The organism is Pseudomonas sp. NPDC079367 (assembly GCF_044542195.1).
Taxonomy (GTDB): domain Bacteria; phylum Pseudomonadota; class Gammaproteobacteria; order Pseudomonadales; family Pseudomonadaceae; genus Aquipseudomonas.
Window position 1 is genome coordinate 78,264 of record NZ_JBITTW010000019.1, and the last position, 18,914, is coordinate 97,177.

Here is an 18,914-nt window from a genome sequence, read left to right on the forward strand (position 1 = left end):
CTCTAAACGTGCCGTTCCGACGGGCAGACTTTTCATGCCGCCGGACAAAGCAGGCATAATACCGCGCCTTCGCCCGCGAAGCGCTTCTGCCACGCAACCGGTCAGCCCCTTGAACGAACGTCCGATGTCCACCGCCTTACGCCCCTCGGCCTGCCCGGGGTTGCTGCGTATCGTCCAGGCGCTGGACGGCGGTATCTGTCGGATCAAGCTCGCTGGCGGTTCGATCAGTGCTGATCAGGCCGATGCAGTGGCCACTGCCGCCGAGCAGTTCGCCAGTGGCGCGATCGAAGCGACCAATCGCGGCAATCTGCAGATTCGTGGAATCGGTGTGCAATCGGCGGCGCTGATCGAGCGCTTGCTCACCGCTGGCCTCGGGCCTAAAACCGCTGCTGGCGACGATGTGCGCAATCTGATGCTCAGCCCGGCCGCCGGCATTGACCGGCAGATGCGCATCGACACGCGCGGCCTCGCCGAGCAAATCCTCGACACCTTGCAAAGCCATTCGCGCTTCCATGAGCTGAGCGCCAAATTCGCCGTGCAGCTCGATGGCGGTGAAGCGCTGGCGATGCTGGAGCATCCACATGATCTGTGGCTGGCGGCGTGCGAGCGTGATGGCCAAACCCTCTGGGCATTCGGTCTGGCCGGTTGCCCGACGGATCGGCCGCTCGGTGCCGTGACCGTGCAAAACGCTCACGCGCTGGTGGTGGCGGTGCTCCAATTGTTCCTCGACATGGCCCGGCCAGAGCAGACGCGCATGCGCCACCTGCTCGGAGAATTGCCGAGGCTCGCATTCCTCGAACAGTTGCGCGAGCGCGTGTCGGTCAGAGCAATCAGCGACTGGCAGCGTTCGCCTGAGGCTGAAGCGCTGCACATCGGCGTCCACCGGCAAAACACGACGGGTCGCTGCTACGTGGGCGCAGTGCCGCCACTCGGGCGACTCGCTCCGTCAATGCTGCGCGGCGCAGCGCAACTGGCGCGCCAGTTTGGCGACAGCAGCCTGCGCTTCACCCCGTGGCAAAGCCTGCTGCTGCCGAACGTGAACGCCGTTGATACCGACCCAGTGCTTGAGCAGTTGCGAGCGTTGGGCCTGTTGACCAGCCAAGCCGAACCGCTGGCACGCCTGATCGCCTGCACCGGCTCCGATGGCTGTGGCAAAGGCCTGGCTGATACCAAGCAGGATGCCCGGCAACTGGCACCTCTGCTGTCGGCAGGACAGAGCGTGCACCTGTCGGGTTGCTCGCGCTCGTGCGCCGCCGCTCACTGCGCGCCAGCGACGCTGCTGGCCGTTGCCCAAGGTCATTACGACCTCTATTTTCGCGATGCAGCACAACCCGGTTTCGGCACGCTGCACGCCTGCAACCTTACTATTGAAGCGGCCGCGACTTTGCTCGACGCCCGCTCCCGGAGCCCCCTTGATGCTTGATTACATCCGCGACGGTCAGGAGATCTATCGCAACTCCTTCGCGATCATTCGCCGCGAGGCCAATCTGGCGCGCATTCCCGCCGACCTGGAAAAACTCGCCGTGCGGGTGATCCACGCCTGCGGCATGGTCGAGGCTGTCGACGGTCTGCAATTCTCCGAAGGCGCGGGCAAGGCCGGGCGCGATGCACTGGCCGCTGGCGCGCCGATTCTCTGCGACGCGCGCATGGTCTCCGAAGGCGTAACCCGCACCCGTCTGCCGGCCAACAATCAAGTGATCTGCACTTTGCGCGACGACAGCGTGCCTGAGCTTGCACGCGAGCTGGGCAATACCCGCTCGGCCGCCGCGCTGGAGCTGTGGCGCCCGCACCTTGAAGGCAGCGTCGTAGTGATCGGCAATGCGCCGACCGCACTGTTTTATCTGCTGGAAATGCTCGACGCCGGCGCGCCGAAACCGGCGTTGATCCTCGGCTTCCCGGTCGGCTTCGTTGGCGCCGCAGAATCGAAAGCGGCGCTGGCTGCCGACAGCCGTGGCGTGCCGTTCGTGATCATGCAGGGCCGCCTGGGCGGCAGCGCCATGGCCGCCGCCGCCGTCAATGCCCTCGCCACGGAGATCGAATGATGCACGCCCAGGGACGTCTGATCGGCCTCGGTGTCGGGCCCGGTGATCCGGAACTGATCACCGTCAAAGCCTTGCGCCTGCTGCGCGAATCGCCGGTGGTCGCGTACTTCGTGGCCAAGGGCAAGAAGGGCAATGCGTTTGGCATCATCGAGGCGCATCTGGTCGAGGCGCAGAAGCTGCTGCCGCTGGTCTATCCGGTGACCACCGAGGCCTTGCCGGCACCGCTGTCGTATGAGCAGGTCATCAGCGATTTCTACGACGAAGCCGCTGTGGCGGTCGCCGAGCATCTGGACGCCGGCCGCGACGTGGCGGTGATCTGCGAAGGTGACCCGTTCTTCTACGGCTCCTACATGTATCTGCATGACCGACTCGCCAGCCGATACGAGGCCGAAGTCGTGCCCGGCGTGTGCTCGATGCTTGGCGGCGCTTCGGTGCTCGGCGCGCCGCTGGTGTATCGCAATCAGAGCCTGTCGGTGCTTTCCGGCGTGCTGCCCCAGGAAGAATTGAAGCGGCGTCTGGCCGATGCCGATGCGGCGGTGATCATGAAGCTGGGACGCAACTTTCCCAAGGTGCGTCAGGTGCTGGAAGAGCTCGGCCTCGCCGAACGCGCGCTGTACGTCGAACGGGCGACCATGGCCAACCAGAAAATCGTGCCGATGGATCAGGTCGAGCCGATGTCCTCGCCGTACTTCTCGCTGATCATCGTCCCGGGCGAACGGTGGCAAGGTTGATGACGCATTCGACTCCCGCCATCGTCATCCTCGGCCAGGGTAGCCTGGCCACGGCGCGGCGCATTCAGCAGGTCTATCCAACGGCGCAGATCCATGGCCTTGCCGGACGCGTCGAAGGCGCCGACTGCCTGTATCAGGAATTCGGCGCGACCCTGCGCGCGCTGTATCAACAGGACACGCCGATCATTGCCCTGTGCGCGGCCGGGATTGTCATTCGCACCCTGGCACCACTGTTGCTGGAGAAAGGCGCCGAACCGGCCGTGCTCGCAGTGGCCGAAGACGGCAGCGCGGTGGTGCCGCTGCTGGGCGGCCTCGGCGGGGTCAACGTCATGGCCCGGGAGATTGCGGCGGCGCTGCAAGTCGCGCCGGCGATCACCACCAGCGGCGAATTGCGCTTTGGCACCTGCCTGCTCAATCCGCCGAGCGGCTATGCACTGGCGGATCTGGAATCGGGCAAACGCTTCGTTTCCGATCTGCTCGCCGGGCACAGCGTGCGCATCGAAGGTGCGGCGCCGTGGCTGGATCAGGCGCAGTTGCCGCAGGATCCGCAGGCGCAGCGGTCGATTCATGTAAGCAGTGCGCAGCGTATGGCCAGCGCTGATGAATTGCTGATTTACCCGCGCAGTGTGGCGGTGGCGGTGAGCGCTGATGTGACTGATCTGCCAGACGTCGTTCGCCATGCGTTGCAGGCGGCCAACGTCGCCGTACCGGCACTGGCCTGCCTTGTGGCCGCCGACACTGATATGGCCTCGACGAATTTGCGCCAGGCTGCGCTTGAATTGGGCGTGCCATTGCGCTTCGTGGCGGGGCAAAGCGATCTGCAGGCATTGGTCCGCGCTGCAGTGCCAGACGCGAACGTGATCAGCGTTGAAAATCTTGCGGTGGCGATTGCCGAGCAACCGCTGGAGGTCGCGCAGATCGGCCGGCCACGCGGTCGTCTCGCGGTTATCGGCCTCGGCCCCGGTGCCGCCGAACTGATGGTGCCCGCGGTGAAAGCCGAACTGGCCCGCGCCACCGATGTGCTTGGCTATGAAACCTACGTGCGCATGGCCGGCCCGTTCCGCGATGATCAGGTGCAGCACTGCACCGACAATCGCGAAGAAATGCAGCGTGCCCGCCATGCCTTCAGGCTCGCCGCCGAAGGCCGCTCGGTGATCGTGGTTTCCTCGGGCGATCCGGGCGTGTTCGCCATGGCCGCTGCGGTGCTGGAAGCCTTGCACGAATCGGACGATCCTGCGTGGCACAGCGTCGATCTGCAAATCCTGCCTGGCGTCTCCGCCTCGCTGGCCACTGCCGCTCAGGCCGGTGCGCCGCTGGGCCACGACTTCTGCGTGATGTCGCTTTCGGACAACCTCAAGCCATGGGCGATCATCGAGAAACGTCTGGATCTGGCCGCCGAGGCGGATCTGGCCCTGGCGTTCTACAACCCGATCTCCCGTGCGCGTCCGTGGCAGTTGGGCAGGGCGCTGGAGATCGTTGCGCAGCACCGCGCGCCGCAAACACCGGTCGTGCTGGGGCGCGACATCGGGCGTCCGGGCCAGTCGTTGCGCACGACCACCCTCGGCGGGTTGACTGCGGATCAGGTCGACATGCGCACGATGGTGCTGATCGGCTCCTCTACCACTTGCACGTTCCCTCGCACCAGCGGTGGTGAGTGGGTTTACACACCGCGTTGGTACGGCGAAAAGCCGCTTTCCTGATTTGCACGCCGAGGCAAGTTGTAAGCAACTCGCCTCGGCGTGACATCCCGATAAAGTTCGCTCTCGGATTTTCCCCTTTGTCACCGGCCGATGCTTGCGTCAGGAACGCCGCTTTGGCTGTTTCACGGATCATTTGTCAGCAACTTATATGTTGCCGGATCGTGCGCATGAGCGATGTGAATGTTATGTAATGTTTCCCGGGAAATTATTTGAGTTTTGTGTTTTTTGAAGTCGCTGCATCGGCGGCATAACTTCGTCCAGGTTTACTTTGATGAATCAGGGATGAAGTTTTTATGGGTGTCATGGAGCAGTATGTCGGCGAATCAGGTTTTATTTCTGAGCAGGATTATTCAGCGCTGAAACGCGCCTTGAAAGAGTTTTCCACGACCGGCGAATATTCCGAGTTGATCGCGCTTTACGAGAGTGCAGGCACGGCATCGAACTTGACTGAAAAGCTGCGAGTCGTAACGCTTTTCCTGGACAACTTCGAGCGCTTGGCCAATCGCAAGACTGCACCCATGCCGGCAGCTATCGATCGAATCGAAACCAGGCTGCGCGATTACGCGGCACGCCTGGCGGCAACGGTGAGCATGTTCAGTGACGTAACTGCGCCAGTGCCAGCAATAATGCACTTTGTCTGGGTGGGCGGCAGCCAGGTCGGCGCTATCCAGCGTGATTACATGAATGTCTGGCGCCAGGTCCTGGCCGCCGAGGGCTACCAGTTCAATCTCTGGTATGACAGCGATGCCTTGCTGGCTTTCGAAATGAATCGGGTCATCACTGACAGCGCGCGAGTGGATGCGATGGAGGCTGGCGGCGACTCCATTAGCAGTCCCGGTGCGCTGGCAAAGATGATCGAAGATCGTGCGCGAGTCTTCAAGCGCGAGATGTTCGAATTTCTGCAGCAACCACAATGGCAAGGCAAGGCCGATCAGGCCCGGATTGAATTGATGGTGCGCGCTTACGGTAAAGACCGGGCGACACTGGAAAACTTTCGACAGCATTGTTTGCAGACCCATCGACAAATGGCTGGCAGCGACTTGCAGTTGCGCGATGTTCGCCGAGAGTTTCACGGGCATTTTCTGGCCGATGTCTATCAGCGGGAAGTGGCGATGCGTGGCAACTTCGCCGCCGCCAGTGATGTTGTGCGCTTGCAGGCGCAATACTTGGAGGGCGGGCGTTACAGCGACATGGATTACTTGCCACCGTTGGCCGAAAAACCCGGTGGCGTCGATATAAGCAATTTTGATGACGCGCAACGCTTGGGCCTGTTGCAACTCTTGCTTAATCATGATGAAACATTGCTGCCAGGTCGCGATCGCCTGCGCTACGCCGATCGCACCGATACCCTGCCCGCTGCCGATCTGGATGCGCTGCTTGCGTTTGCCCGCAGCAAGCCCGGAGTGAAGCAGATATTCGTCGCACCGCGTGAAGACCGCAGCCCGGCCCATGGTCTGCGCATGGGTACGCAACTGGACCGGGAAATGAACGCTTACATGCTGGCCCAGCCTCACAGTGAAATGACGCTCGCGGTCATGCAGTTGATCCGGTTCAACTACGACTGCCTTCAAGCCATTGAACACTCAGTAATGGCCTCGTCGGTGGATTGGTCACAGACCGAGCGATTACTCGATGTCATCGAAAACGTGATGAACGAGAAAATCGAAGGGGGGCAACTGACGCGAACACAGCAGGATTTTATTGGCAGTTTGAGCGAGGCCATTTTGAATTATTACCGTGATGGCATTCGCGTCGGAGCGCGCGGCACCATTGCGCTGACCGGACCCGGCGCGGCGGTGACCGGAGTGAGAAATTACGTCGAGACACACCTGTTCGCGCAGGACGTGTTCAAGGTTCAGCAACACTTGAAACTGGCCGAGGGTTATAACGTCCAGACTGAGGAGGAAATGATTTCCGGCTGGACCGTCAATGACGATGAGGCGCAGTGGCTGGCCAATGAGCAGGAAAAATGGCGCAGCGGCAAACTCAAGTCGCGTTATACCGGTCAGCTGGCGGATCTGCTCAAACCGCAACAGACGCTGACATTCAAGCAGGGCTGGCCGGTGTTGGGCGGTAAACCGGTTTTACTGACTTCGGTCCTGCAGCGATGGATAGATGACCTGGGCGAGCCCTTTGTCCGGGCCATGCGCGAAAAACTCAGCGGTGAAATCACCTTCACCGATGCTGTTGCCATCGGCTTCGACACGCGGCAGTTGATTGCTGCGCAACCGCTGAGCGACCTGCCCGTTTCCCATGGCGCCGAGACGTCCGACAACCTCAACGAACTGTTCACTCGTATTGCTCATGACGCGCTGCCGTTGCAGCAACTCAGTCCGCTGCAGCGGGTCATGCTCGGTGGGATTTTCGGTGCAGGCAGTCTCGACGATGTGGGCTTTGCGGGTGCCTGGCAAAGCGTACTTGAGCTTGCCGTGGCAACCGATGGCGACGGCACTTTCGCGCGGTTTGACGCTGTCGAAAAAGCCATTCACCAGCGCCCCGAATCCGAGACGGCGCTGGCGCGGGGTGAGGCGCATCCTGTGCTGACGGCGCGTGAACTCAAGGTCCAGGCGCTCTTCGAAGCGCTGACGGTGCGACAGTGGAGGGAACGCATCGGGCTGATCAAGCGCACCGCGCAGCGCGAATACCGCACCCGGATCATTCAGCGCAGTGCGCAGGTGCGGGAGATGTTCATCAGCGCGGGCGCGACGTCGGCCCGGCAGCTCTCGCAGGATTTGCTGATGCAGACGAACAGCGACCCAGGGCGACGGTGCTATCCGCTGGCGCTGTTGATGGGCGCTGCGGTGGTCGCCGGCGAGTCGGCCGAGCGCACGCTGGTCGGGCATGTCGCTACGGCCAACATCAATCCTGAACACACCAGCTCACGGGCGTTGCTCAGTGCGCTGGACGAATTGCGGGCTGTGCCGACCAGCTCCATCGGCAAGCCTCTGGGTTTGCAGAGTCTGGACACGCTGATGCAGACGCTGGAGATGAAAACGGCCTCTACCGTCCTGTTGCTCGACACCGGCGATCACGCGTTGCTGATGGCCAAGGTGCAGGTGGACGGCCGGTTCGTCTACCGTTTCTACGATCCGAACTTTGCCATCTATGGGTTCGCCGAAGCCGCCCTGGTCAAGCTCGGCGTAGAGCGTTATCTAAGCGCAGGCGATAGCGCACTGGCCAGGCTTTACGGTCTGGGCGATATGGCGGGTGCGCAATTTAACGTCATCGAACTGAACACTGATGTGATCGCCGCGCGCAAACTGTCGGCGGGGTTGCGCGTGGACAGCTTTTTACACTCGCCTTCGAGCGATTCGCGCCGTGCCTCGGTCTGGGCCAGACAAGCGCTGGCGCGCCAGCGCTCGCTCAGCGAAAACGCGCGCATGGGCACAAGCCTGGCGCAAGTGGATGCTCGGTACTGGGCGCAGGCATTTGGCGAGGCCACGCAGCAATTGCGCAGTGAACACTCGCTCGGGCGCGAATATCTGCCGTTGCTCGACACCCTCAAGCCGCAGGCGGACGGCGCTTTTTCGCTGACTCTGGTCGATGCGCAAAACCCGCGTGAGGCGCGAACGGTCAGCACAATCGACCCGCGATTCAACAAGCTCAAAGAGCATGTGCAGCAGTTGGTCAAAGCGGCAAAACCCGCAGTCTCGGCCGAGTCTGACGGCGGCAGTCGCTTGAGTTTTGCTTTTGCGATCCAGACTCTGGTCACTGAGATGCGTCAGCGCGATTACCAGGCGGGGGATCAGTTGCCGGCTCTGTCGATCGCTCTGCAAGTGCAGGTCGACGTCAGTTATGCCCAACTGGGTTTCGGCGTGGTCAGCGATACCGCTCAGGTGATCAACCTGGTGCGGCAGGTGGCCGCCAGTGAGCAAGCGTTGCTGTTGCGTCAGCCGTCGCTGGCTGGTCGCGCGCTCGGGCCGGCAGCCGTCGGTGTCGGCTTTGCGTTCTCGCTGGTCAACATCGGCTTCGACATCTATAACCTTTCACTGGCGCAGAACCACGAGCAGCGCTCACGTTTTTCCACATCGCTGGCGTTCAATGTGGCGGCGTTGGGGCTGGACATCGCCGCGCTGGCCGTCGGTGGAACGGTCGGCGCGGCGGCGGCCATTCTGTCCGTGCCGTTGCTCGGTATCGGCATCGGTGCCACCGCCATTGCCAGTAATCTGGGGCAGATCGCCGACAAGGCTACGGCGGTCGGCAATCATTTGCGGGCCATTCACAACGCTTACCGTCCAGGCGCTTTTACCTTTGCCGACGGGACGCTGCAGTTTCCACCCGAAGCCGTCATTACACAGCTTGATCTGCAAGACCGGCAGGTTATTTTCGACAGCCAGCGGTTTTACCCGTGGGGCGGCGGCCCGCTGGAGCTGCCGCAGTACAACGATGACCCGAAGCAGATTCAGCGCTCGCTGAACATTCGCCAGGCCTTCGGTCTGGGCGAGAGCGCAACGCTGGATATCCGCGACAATGCTGCGCTGCATACCGTGGTGCTGCCCTGCACACCGCTTTGCTATTACGGTTACGAATATCAACTGGGGGGCGCCGGCTATGTCTATGAGCCGTTGGCGGGCGAGCGGGTTGAACCGCGTAGTTCCAGTGAACATGCCGACCCGCACTGGTACGCAGCGTTTCATCCCTTCACCGCCCTGGGCGATACGCTGGCGACGCAACTGGATAAGCGCATCCATACCCGTTATCCGCAATTGCGCAACAGCCTGGCGGACAAGCTCGAATATGACGAGCAAGGCAACCGGCGTTTTTATCTGCACAGCACGCCGTCGCTCAAACATATTCTCTACAAGCTGCACCCGGTCTATAAACCGACCACGATCCGCGTACAACTCAATGAGCAGGTTCGTCAGCTGGCGGTGCCGAGGTTACCGGTGGAATGGCAGCAAAAACTGTCCTATGAAATCACCGCCACCCCCGGACACTGTCAGTTGCGCCTGACACCCGGTTTGCGCGAGGTGACATTCAACGGCTTTGGCAAATGGCTGGTGCATGCGCCCTGGGTCAATCTCGAGCAGGTCAGCTTTGCTGATGCAGTGATTGCGGATGACGACGGCCCACGGATACATCTGGCGGGGCGCCAATTGACGATTGACGGCATCGTGCTGTCGGCTTTCGAGGGGCTGATCGAACTGGCCGGAGGTGAACTGTACGAGCTGGACTGGCAGCACAACGCATTGCGTCTGGTATCCGTCACGCTTGGCGATACCCACCATTCGCGCGATGTTCTTGCGCGACTGCGCAAACTCGGTGAGGAGCAGCGTCTCGCCGTCGGCTATCTGAGGCTTGAGCGATTCAACGTGCCGTTCAGTCCGGCCAGCCGCCCGCTGAGGACCACGGCTTTTTATGATGGCCCGCGCAGACGCCTGTTATACGCGCGCAACCTGCCGGGCGAGGTCAACGACGGCTTGCTGCTGGGCGCCGCCACTGCAGATGAAGCGTGGTTTTATCATCCCGATCACGCCACTGTCTGGCGCGTCAATGTGCTCAGCGGGCTGGTCGTGCAGCGCTATCGTTTGCTGAGCCTGGAACCCGGCACGAAAATCAGCGCTTTTGCGCAACTCGCAGACGGCACTCTGCGCGTCTGGCAGCAGTTGGTTGAGCGAAAAAACCTCAACGTGCAAACCACGCTGGAATTTCATCTGGCTGACAAGGACGTGACACTGACCGACATCACGCTAAGGTCGCGCGGGTTGGAAAATTCGCCCCTCAAGCCTGAAGAGGGCAGCCGGATCGCGTTTTTCCGTCATCGCCAGAAACCGCTTCGCGCCTATGCCGACGAAACCCCCGGCATGACCCCGACCATCAGCACCTGGCGCTACGCACCGTATATTCATGCCCAGGCTTACTCTTTCGATCAACTGCTCGAGCGAGCCTGGATAGGGACGGAAAACGGCCGCTATTTGCGCGCCGACCCGCACAGTGACGTGGACCGAGTGTTGCTCATGCCACGATCCGCTGATCCGGCCATAGCGCTGTTGTTCTACAGCAAGCAAAGCCAGATGCTCAGCCATGGCATCGAACTGCGTGACAATGTTTTCATGCAGCAAGCGCTGGCGCGCGATGTGGTTGACGTCAGACGCATCGGTGACAGCTATCTCGCCACGTTGAGCGATGGTCGACTGTTCGAGATCGACTTGGGTGTCCGTGAGGATAACGGGTTGTCGGAGTTAGACAGAGAGGTGCTGCAGTTCGTCGGGCTCAGCCAGCGCTGGCTGCAACACCACCCCGACTGGCTGGCCGCACTGCCTGCGCTGGCCAGGCAATATAACAGCGCAGCGTTTGCGATCATCGGCTTGCGCGCCCAGGCAGGCCAGCCCTTTCTGGCCGCGTGGTGCGTGGACGAAAAGCTGGTACTGGCGCAAACGCCTGGCAACCGCGAGCTGGCATTCCTGGGCCTGACGCCGGACCGGCAAGCCGTCTGGCTGCTGAATACCGACGTCGGAACAATCTGGCGGCAAGCGCTGGTGCCCTTCGACGAGGTTCGCGCAGCGTTCGGCAACAGCGACGTCGTACAGCATCGCCAGGCTTTGCCACAGGCCGAGCCGGTCTGGTCATCGTGGACATTCGGCGAAGTTCTGCCGCAGGGCGACGGCCTGCTCGGGCGCACCCGCGAAGGCGTGACGCTGCTACTGCAGGATCAACAGCCGGCGCGGATCGTCGGCACGGAAAATCGCTGGTCCTGGCGCCTCGGCGAAACGCCCGCACAATTGTGCGAGCGTTTGAAGCAACTGCTGGACGGACAAGCCCATGCTGCCTTCCTGCCCGTCGAAAATACCGGCAAGCGTTACCAATATTACGTGCCGGCGCTGAATCGGCTGTTCGATGTGTCTGCGCGGGACGATGGCCGGTGGGCGACGTTCCTCGGAACGCGTGACGCAGACAATCCGCTACTGCTCGACCCCATTGACGTATTGCTCTTCAGTGCCGGAACGACTGATGGCGTCTGGTTGCCGGGCAGCCATGCCCAGCGCGATGCGCAGGTCATGACGCTGCAGGTGAGCGATGACCTCACCGAGATCCTGCCGTTGATAGTCGACGGCGTGGACACGTTGATCCTCAGCTTTGGTTCGCACACGGAGGGCTATCGGATTTCGGCCGCTAGCTGGCAGCGTCTGGATTGCATTGTCGTCGATGTGCGGCGTCCGACAGTCAGCGAAACCGCGGAGCCAGGCTTGCTCGTGCTCGATGTGGGGGAGTGTGGGCATTGGTTGATGTCGCGGGTCGATGACGAGCTGGTGCTCGCCGATCCGGACAGCGGTCGCAGTCTGATCGTGCGCAACGTCCGGGAGCAGAGCGCCTGCGAGCTGGCGATCAGCGTGTCGGGTCGCCAGTATGTGTTGGCGCTGGAGCAATGGTTGCTGGGGTTTGATGTTGCACAGGACAGCGACGCCATCGCCACGCTGGCGGCCGTGGCTGAACAATTGCCTTGACGGGTTGAGCCTGCACGAAAACGCCGCGAACGTTGCCGTTCGCGGCGTTTTATTGAGTCTTGTGCGGACGGCTGCAAGCGCTCAAGACACCAGATAACCTTTCACGCCGGTAAAGATGATCTGCGCCGCCAGCGCGCAAACAAACAGCCCCATCAAGCGGCTGACGATCTGCAAGCCCTGATCGCCGAGAATCCGCTCGATGCGGTTCGATAGATAAAGCACCACGCCGACGGTGAAACTGGCCAGTGCGATACTCATGATCGCGGTGAGCTTGTCGTCCCAGTGCGGTTGGCTGACGCCCATGACCAGCAAGGCACCGATGGTGCCGGGGCCGACTGTCAGCGGGATGGTCAGCGGGACGATGGTCACGTCCTGCTGCACATTGTCGGCCTGCACTGCCGGTTTACCCTGGGCCATGCCCAGCGCCGAGATGAACAGCACACTGCCGGCGCCGATGCGGAACGCGTCCACGGTGATGCCGAACACATCGAAAATCACCCGCCCGAACAAATAGAGCAAAACGCTGGAAATCAGCGTCGCGAGAGCGACCTTCCACGCCAGGCGTTGCCGCTCCTTGCGCGAATAGCCACGGGTCAGGCTGATAAAGCAGGACAACACGAAGAACGGGCTGTAGAGCACCAGCATCTTCAGGTAAACGCTGAATAACACATGGAGCATGATGCAAGCTCACTGGCGATGGAGTCGGGGGGAGTCTATCAGGCACTGCCGCCTCTGTCGGTTTACGACGGCTGGGTCGTCGCCCGGTTCTGCTGATCGCGCTGCGCGACCCAGTGCTCGATCAACTCGCGCAACTGCGACAGCTCGACCGGTTTGGACATGTGCCCATCCATCCCCGCCTGGCGGGCGCGTTCCTTGTGTTCGGTAAGGATGTGGGCGGTGAGCGCCACGATCGGCGTACGGATGCGCTGGTTGCTGACTTCCCAGGCGCGTAGTTGTTGCGTCGCGGAGAAGCCATCGAGGATCGGCATTTCGCAGTCCATCAGCACCAGGTCGTAACGCTGGGCTTTCATCGCTTGCAGCGCTTCTTCGCCGTTGCTCGCGGTGTCCGGCTGCAAGTTGAGCTTGCCGAGCATGCCGCGGATGACTTTGGTCGAGATTGTGTTGTCTTCGGCGACGAGGATGCGGAAGTCGCTCGGCACTTTGGCTGCCGTAGCCGCCGTGAGCACTTGCGGCTGGTACACCACCTGGCCCTTGTTGCGCTGATTGAGTTCGTCGGCGAGGGTAGTCTTGAGCGTATAACCGGCAACGGGTTTGGCCAGGATCCGTTTGATCCCCGAGTTACGCGCAATGATCTTGCTTGGCGCGTTGCTGATGCCGGTGAGCATGATCAGCAGAATGTCGTGATTGAGGCTCGGGTCTTCCTTGATCTTGGCTGCCAGTTGCATGCCGGTCATGCCGGGCATGTTCTGGTCGAGCAGCACCACGTCGAAGTAATCGCGCAGGTGCGCCTTGGTGCGCAGCAGCGCCAGCGCTTCCTTGCCCGACGGCACGGCGCTGACATTCAGGCCCCAGGCGCTGCACTGCTGCACCAGCACTTTGCGACACGTGTCATTGTCATCGACCACCAGCACCCGCGCGCCTTGCAGCGGGCTGTCGAGGTCGGACGTCGGATGCTCGAGGCGGTCCGGGTCCAGCGGCAGGGTCAGCCACAAGGTGCTGCCCTGAGTGGCGCCGCTCTTGATGCCGAATTCGCCCTGCATCAGACGGATCAGTTGCCGCGCAATCACCAGACCGAGATTACCGCCGAGGCGATTGGCCGAGAGGAAGTGCTTGCTGTGCAATTCCGCGTGCATCAGCGCCTCGCGTTCTTCCGCCTCCATCGGCACGCCGCTGTCCTGCACGGCGATGCGCAGGCGCGGTTTGCTGCTGCGCTCGTCGAGGGCGACGACAATCAACACTTCGCCTTCCTCGGTTTTCTTCAGGGCGTTTTCCAACAGACTCAGCAAGGTCTGGCGCAGGCGCGTCGGATCGCCGCTGATCACCCGTGGCACTTGTGGCTGGATGAAACTGATCAGCTCGACGTTCTGTTGCTCGGCCTTGGCCCGGTAGATGCTCAGGCAATCGTCGATCAGCGCGTTGAGGTCGAACTGCACGTCATCGAGTTCGATCTGCCCGGATTCGAGCTTGGAGATATCGAGGATCTCGTTGATCAGCGTCAGCAGTTCGTTGCCGGCGCTGTGGATGGTCTGCACGTAATCACGCTGCTTGACCGACAGCGGCGTGCCCAGCAGCAGCTCGGTCATGCCCAGTACGCCGTTCATGGGGGTGCGGATTTCGTGGCTGATCTTGGCGAGGAATTCGGCTTTGGCGTTGATCTCGGCATTGCTTGCCGCCAGGTCGCGGCTGATGCTGAAGCGGCTTTCGGTGATGCTTCGCTGTCGCTCGCCCAGGGCGATGCTCATCAGCAGGCCGCTGATGCAGATGAAGACCATCAGTGTGATGATCAGGCCTTGCGGTGTGACCAGTGTAAGACCCAGCAGCGCCGGCAGGATGACCAGCGTGCCGATGTTGAATATCACCATGGCGGCGACGAACAGCCGCGCCGGGCGATAGCCCTTCTGCCAGTGATAGAAGCCCACCAGCAACATGCTCAGGCCGGCCAGCGCCACCAGTGCATAAGTGATGATGTTCAGCGGCAAAGTGTTGACGAACAGCAGCAGGAGGCTGCACGTGACGATCAATATGATGTCGCCCCACAGCAGTTTGTTCAGTGGGTGCTGGCCGAGTGGCGCGAAAAAGCGCAGGGCGTACATCAGTCCGGCGGGGGCGGTCATCAGCAACGCCAGATAGGCGCCCGGCGTCTGCACCGCATGCCAGTTCGGCAGCCAGGGACCGGCGAGGTTGAGCAACAGGAACAGGCTCAGCCCGAGCAGGCCCTCACAGATCGCCAGCCAAAGGCTGCTGCGCGAGCGCGAGTAGGCGTAGCGCACCAGATTGTGCAGCAGGAGCATGGCGAGACAGCCGAACAGCAGGCCGAAGATCAGCGTCTGCTTCTGATCGGCTGCGCCTTCCACGGCTGCTTGCAGGGTGATGTGCGGGCGCAGCTGATGGTCGGAGACCATGCGCACGTAGATGTCCAGCGGCTTGTCGGCCTGGGGCAGGGGCAGCATGAAATCGCTGCTCGGCAAGGGATGTTCTGCCTGGGGCCGGTCGTTGCCGGTGTTGCGTTGCTCGATCAGCCGGTCGCCGTCGAGCACGTAAAGATTGAGCTGTGACAGATCGGGGGCAAAGATGCGCAGCACTTGTTCGTGCTTGCCCGGCGCCAGTTTGAAGCGCAGCCACAGGGCACCCTCGGGTTCGGCTGCCGTCAGGCGGTCAAGCTCGGTGGGGCTGAATTGATTGGTGTAGCGAGGGGAGCGGATGTCGCTCAGTTGCAGGATGCCCTGATCGTCAAGCAATACCGACCAGCCACTGCCTTGCGCGGCCTGGGCCGGGAGCATGCAGAGCAAGGTCATCAGCGTGACGGTGAAGCTTATGGCAATCCTGAGCCAGCGCACGGCGAAATCCCTTCGTAGGTTGATGCCAGAATATAACGATGCGCGGCGACCGAACAGCCCGGCGAGGATGGCATCCGCGCCGGGCTTGATGGATCGCTTATTCCTGGGTTTCGCCGCGCTCACGGGCAATGGCGCGGTAGCCAATGTCCTTGCGGTAGAAGCAGCCATCCCAGTCGATGGCAGCGGCAAGTTTGTAGGCTTGCTGCTGGGCTTCACCGACGGTGGCGCCCATGGCTGTGGCGCAAAGCACGCGACCACCGGCAGTGACCACCTGACCGTCCTTCAATGCGGTGCCGGCGTGGAAGACTTTGCCTTCCAGACCTGCTGCTGCGTCCAGGCCATTGATCGCTGCGCCTTTAGCGTAGTCGCCCGGGTAGCCGCCAGCGGCCAGAACGATGCCAACGCTCGGACGCGAGTCCCACTGCGCTTCAACCTTGTCCAGCGCTTGCGCCAGTGCGGCTTCGACCAGCAACACCAGGCTCGATTGCAGACGCAGCATCACCGGTTGGGTTTCCGGGTCGCCGAAGCGGCAGTTGAACTCGATGACCTTCGGGTTACCGGCCTTGTCGATCATCAGACCGGCATAGAGGAACCCGGTGTAGACGTTGCCTTCATCGGCCATGCCACGCACGGTCGGCCAGATCACCTGATCCATCACGCGCTGGTGCACGTCGGCGGTGACCACCGGGGCAGGAGAGTAAGCCCCCATGCCGCCGGTGTTCGGGCCGCTGTCGCCGTCGCCGACGCGTTTGTGGTCCTGGCTGGTGGCCATCGGCAGGACGTTCTTGCCGTCGACCATGACGATGAACGAAGCTTCTTCACCATCGAGGAATTCCTCGATAACCACGCGCGAACCGGCGTCGCCAAACGAATTGCCGGCGAGCATGTCGCGCACGGCGTCTTCGGCTTCGGCCAGGGTCATGGCGACGATCACACCTTTACCGGCAGCCAGGCCATCGGCCTTGATCACGATCGGCGCGCCTTTTTCACGCAGATAAGCCAGAGCCGGCTCGATCTCGGTGAAGTTCTGGTAGTCGGCGGTCGGAATCTTGTGGCGGGCGAGGAAATCCTTGGTGAACGCTTTTGAGCCTTCGAGCTGCGCAGCACCGGCGGTCGGGCCGAAGCAGTCCAGGCCACGGGCCCGGAACAGATCGACCACGCCCGCAACCAGTGGCACTTCCGGGCCGACGATGGTCAGGGAAACGTTTTTCTCGGCGAAGTCGGCCAGTTGCTCAAGGGCCAGTACGTCGATGGCGACGTTCTCGCACTTGGCTTCAATGGCGGTGCCAGCGTTGCCCGGTGCGACGAAAACCTTCTGCACACGCGGATCCTGAGCCACTTTCCAGGCCAGGGCGTGTTCACGGCCACCGCTGCCAATGATCAAAACATTCATTTCAAAAACCTCAAAATTCTGTGGGACGCTAACAAACCTCTGTGCTCGGACCCTGTAGGAGCTGCCGAAGGCTGCGATCTTTTGATCTTGCCTTTTAAACACAAGATCAAAAGATCGCAGCCTCGTTTCACTCGTCAGCTCCTACACAGAGCCTGCATCCGGGGGCGCGGGATCAGTGACGGAAGTGGCGCATTCCTGTGAACACCATCGCGATACCGGCCTCATCGGCAGCAGCAATCACTTCAGCATCACGCATCGAACCGCCCGGCTGGATCACCGCAGTGATGCCAACCTTGGCCGCATTGTCCAGGCCGTCGCGGAACGGGAAGAATGCATCGGAGGCCATGACCGAACCGGCCACCTGCAAGCCCGCGTGCTCAGCCTTGATCGCGGCGATGCGTGCCGAGTTGACGCGGCTCATCTGGCCGGCGCCGACACCGATGGTCTGACGGTTCTTGGCGTAGACGATGGCGTTGGATTTGACGTATTTGGCGACTTTCCAGGCGAAGATCAGGTCGTGGATTTCCTGTTCGGTCGGTGCGCGTTTGGTCACCACCTTCAGGTCATCGGCGCTGATCATGCCGATATCGCGGCTCTGCACCAGCAAACCGCCGTTCACGCGCTTGTAATCCCAGGCAGCAGCGCGGTCAGCCGACCACTCGCCGCAGGCCAGCAGGCGTACGTTGGCTTTGGCCGCGACGATGGCGCGGGCTTCTTCGCTGACCGATGGGGCGATGATCACTTCAACGAACTGACGCTCGACGATCGCCTTGGCGGTCTCGGCATCCAGCTCGCGGTTGAAGGCAATGATGCCGCCGAACGCCGATTCAGTGTCGGTGGCGTAGGCCAGTTCGTAGGCCTGACGGATACCGCCTTCAGCGTCCGGGCTGACGGCGACGCCGCACGGGTTGGCATGCTTGACGATCACACAGGCTGGCTTGACGAAGCTTTTCACGCATTCCAGCGCAGCATCGGTGTCGGCAACGTTGTTGTACGACAGTTCTTTGCCTTGCAGCTGGGTCGCGGTGGCGATGCCGACTTCGGCAGGCTTGGCTTCAATGTAAAAAGCCGCGCTCTGGTGCGGGTTCTCGCCGTAGCGCATTTCCTGGGCCTTGATGAACTGGCTGTTGAAGGTGCGCGGGAATTCGCTGCGGCCGGAAGTCGAGAGGGTCTCAGCGGCCTGGTTAACGGTGCCCATGTAGTTGGCGATCATGCCGTCGTAGGCCGCGGTGTGTTCGAAGGCTTTGAGCATCAGGTCAAAACGCTGAGCGTAGGTCAGGCCGCCGGCCTTGAGGTTTTCCAGGACGTTGGCGTAATCGCTGGCATTTACCACGATCGCTACGTCTTTATGGTTTTTCGCTGCCGAACGGACCATGGTCGGCCCACCGATGTCGATGTTCTCGATAGCGGTCGGCAGGTCGCAGCCTGGCTTGTTGATGGTCGCTTCGAACGGGTAGAGGTTGACTGCCACCAGATCGATCGGCTTGATGCCGTGCTCGTTCATGATCGCGTCGTCGATACCGCGACGACCGAGGATGCCACCGTGGATTTTCGGGTGCAGGGTTTTTACCCGACCGTCCATCATCTCGGCGAAACCGGTGTAATCCGCGACTTCCACTGCGGCAACGCCGTTGTCACGCAGCAGCTTGAACGTTCCGCCGGTGGAGAGGATCTCGACGCCCAGAGCTTCAAGCTCTTTGGCGAATTCGAGGATCCCGGTCTTGTCGGAAACGCTGATCAAGGCGCGGCGGATCGGCAGGCGGGTAGTCTGGTCGGTCATCTCAATTTCCATCAAAAGCAAAGGAAGTCAGCAAAAAAGGCGACCGTTTTTTACGCGGGCGCCTTTCTGGATTGATTGAATGCTTACAGCAGATCGTACTGCTTGAGTTTCTTGCGCAGCGTGCCGCGGTTCAGTCCCAGCAGCTCACTGGCCTTGGTCTGGTTGCCCTTGACGTAATTCATCACGCTTTCGAGCAGGGGCGCCTCGACTTCGGTCAGCACCAGGTTGTTCACATCGGTGCCGGTCGCGCGCTCAAGGTGGGCGAAGTAATTGTGCAGCGCCTTCTCGAGACTCCCGCGTAGGGT

10 protein-coding genes are annotated in these 18,914 nt (G+C 61.6%); 5 read left to right on the forward strand and 5 right to left on the reverse strand.

Annotation, left to right across the window (positions count from 1 at the left end; all coding sequences use genetic code 11):
* The first annotated feature begins 124 nt into the window (after positions 1-124).
* The 5 genes from cobG (at position 125) to ACIGDJ_RS16560 (ending at position 11,918) form a co-directional block, all read left to right on the forward strand.
* Positions 125-1,423: a precorrin-3B synthase gene (gene cobG / locus ACIGDJ_RS16540; RefSeq protein WP_397479210.1), complete on the forward strand. Its 1,299-nt coding sequence runs from the start codon at positions 125-127 to the stop codon at positions 1,421-1,423.
* Positions 1,416-2,042 (forward strand): precorrin-8X methylmutase, encoded by a 627-nt coding sequence (locus ACIGDJ_RS16545; protein WP_076565519.1) that lies wholly within the window; start codon positions 1,416-1,418, stop codon positions 2,040-2,042. The genes cobG and ACIGDJ_RS16545 overlap by 8 nt, the downstream gene beginning before the upstream one ends.
* Positions 2,042-2,773, forward strand: coding sequence for a precorrin-2 C(20)-methyltransferase (locus ACIGDJ_RS16550; protein WP_101158360.1), 732 nt, complete (start codon positions 2,042-2,044; stop codon positions 2,771-2,773). The genes ACIGDJ_RS16545 and ACIGDJ_RS16550 overlap by 1 nt, the downstream gene beginning before the upstream one ends.
* Positions 2,773-4,473 carry a precorrin-3B C(17)-methyltransferase gene (gene cobJ / locus ACIGDJ_RS16555; RefSeq protein WP_397479209.1) on the forward strand — a complete coding sequence of 567 codons (1,701 nt, stop codon included), beginning with the start codon at positions 2,773-2,775 and terminating at the stop codon, positions 4,471-4,473. Before ACIGDJ_RS16550 ends, cobJ begins: the two co-directional genes overlap by 1 nt.
* A 293-nt stretch (positions 4,474-4,766) precedes the next feature.
* Positions 4,767-11,918: a TcdA/TcdB pore-forming domain-containing protein gene (locus tag ACIGDJ_RS16560; RefSeq protein WP_397479208.1), complete on the forward strand. Its 7,152-nt coding sequence runs from the start codon at positions 4,767-4,769 to the stop codon at positions 11,916-11,918.
* Between the two features lie 81 nt (positions 11,919-11,999).
* Here the strand turns inward: ACIGDJ_RS16560 and ACIGDJ_RS16565 are convergent, their stop codons facing one another.
* From ACIGDJ_RS16565 to fis, 5 genes are all read right to left on the reverse strand, one after another.
* Positions 12,000-12,596 (reverse strand): MarC family protein, encoded by a 597-nt coding sequence (locus ACIGDJ_RS16565; protein WP_101158325.1) that lies wholly within the window; start codon positions 12,594-12,596, stop codon positions 12,000-12,002.
* A 62-nt stretch (positions 12,597-12,658) separates the two neighbouring features.
* Positions 12,659-15,436, reverse strand: coding sequence for a response regulator (locus ACIGDJ_RS16570; RefSeq protein WP_397479207.1), 2,778 nt, complete (start codon positions 15,434-15,436; stop codon positions 12,659-12,661).
* Positions 15,437-15,533: 97 nt separating this feature from the next.
* Positions 15,534-16,829: a phosphoribosylamine--glycine ligase gene (gene purD, locus ACIGDJ_RS16575; protein WP_101158321.1), complete on the reverse strand. Its 1,296-nt coding sequence runs from the start codon at positions 16,827-16,829 to the stop codon at positions 15,534-15,536.
* A 172-nt stretch (positions 16,830-17,001) separates the two neighbouring features.
* Positions 17,002-18,609, reverse strand: coding sequence for a bifunctional phosphoribosylaminoimidazolecarboxamide formyltransferase/IMP cyclohydrolase (purH, locus tag ACIGDJ_RS16580; RefSeq protein ID WP_397479206.1), 1,608 nt, complete (start codon positions 18,607-18,609; stop codon positions 17,002-17,004).
* Between the two features lie 83 nt (positions 18,610-18,692).
* The coding region (gene fis / locus ACIGDJ_RS16585) for a DNA-binding transcriptional regulator Fis (RefSeq protein WP_397504574.1) at positions 18,693-18,914 on the reverse strand (222 nt) is incomplete at its 5' end.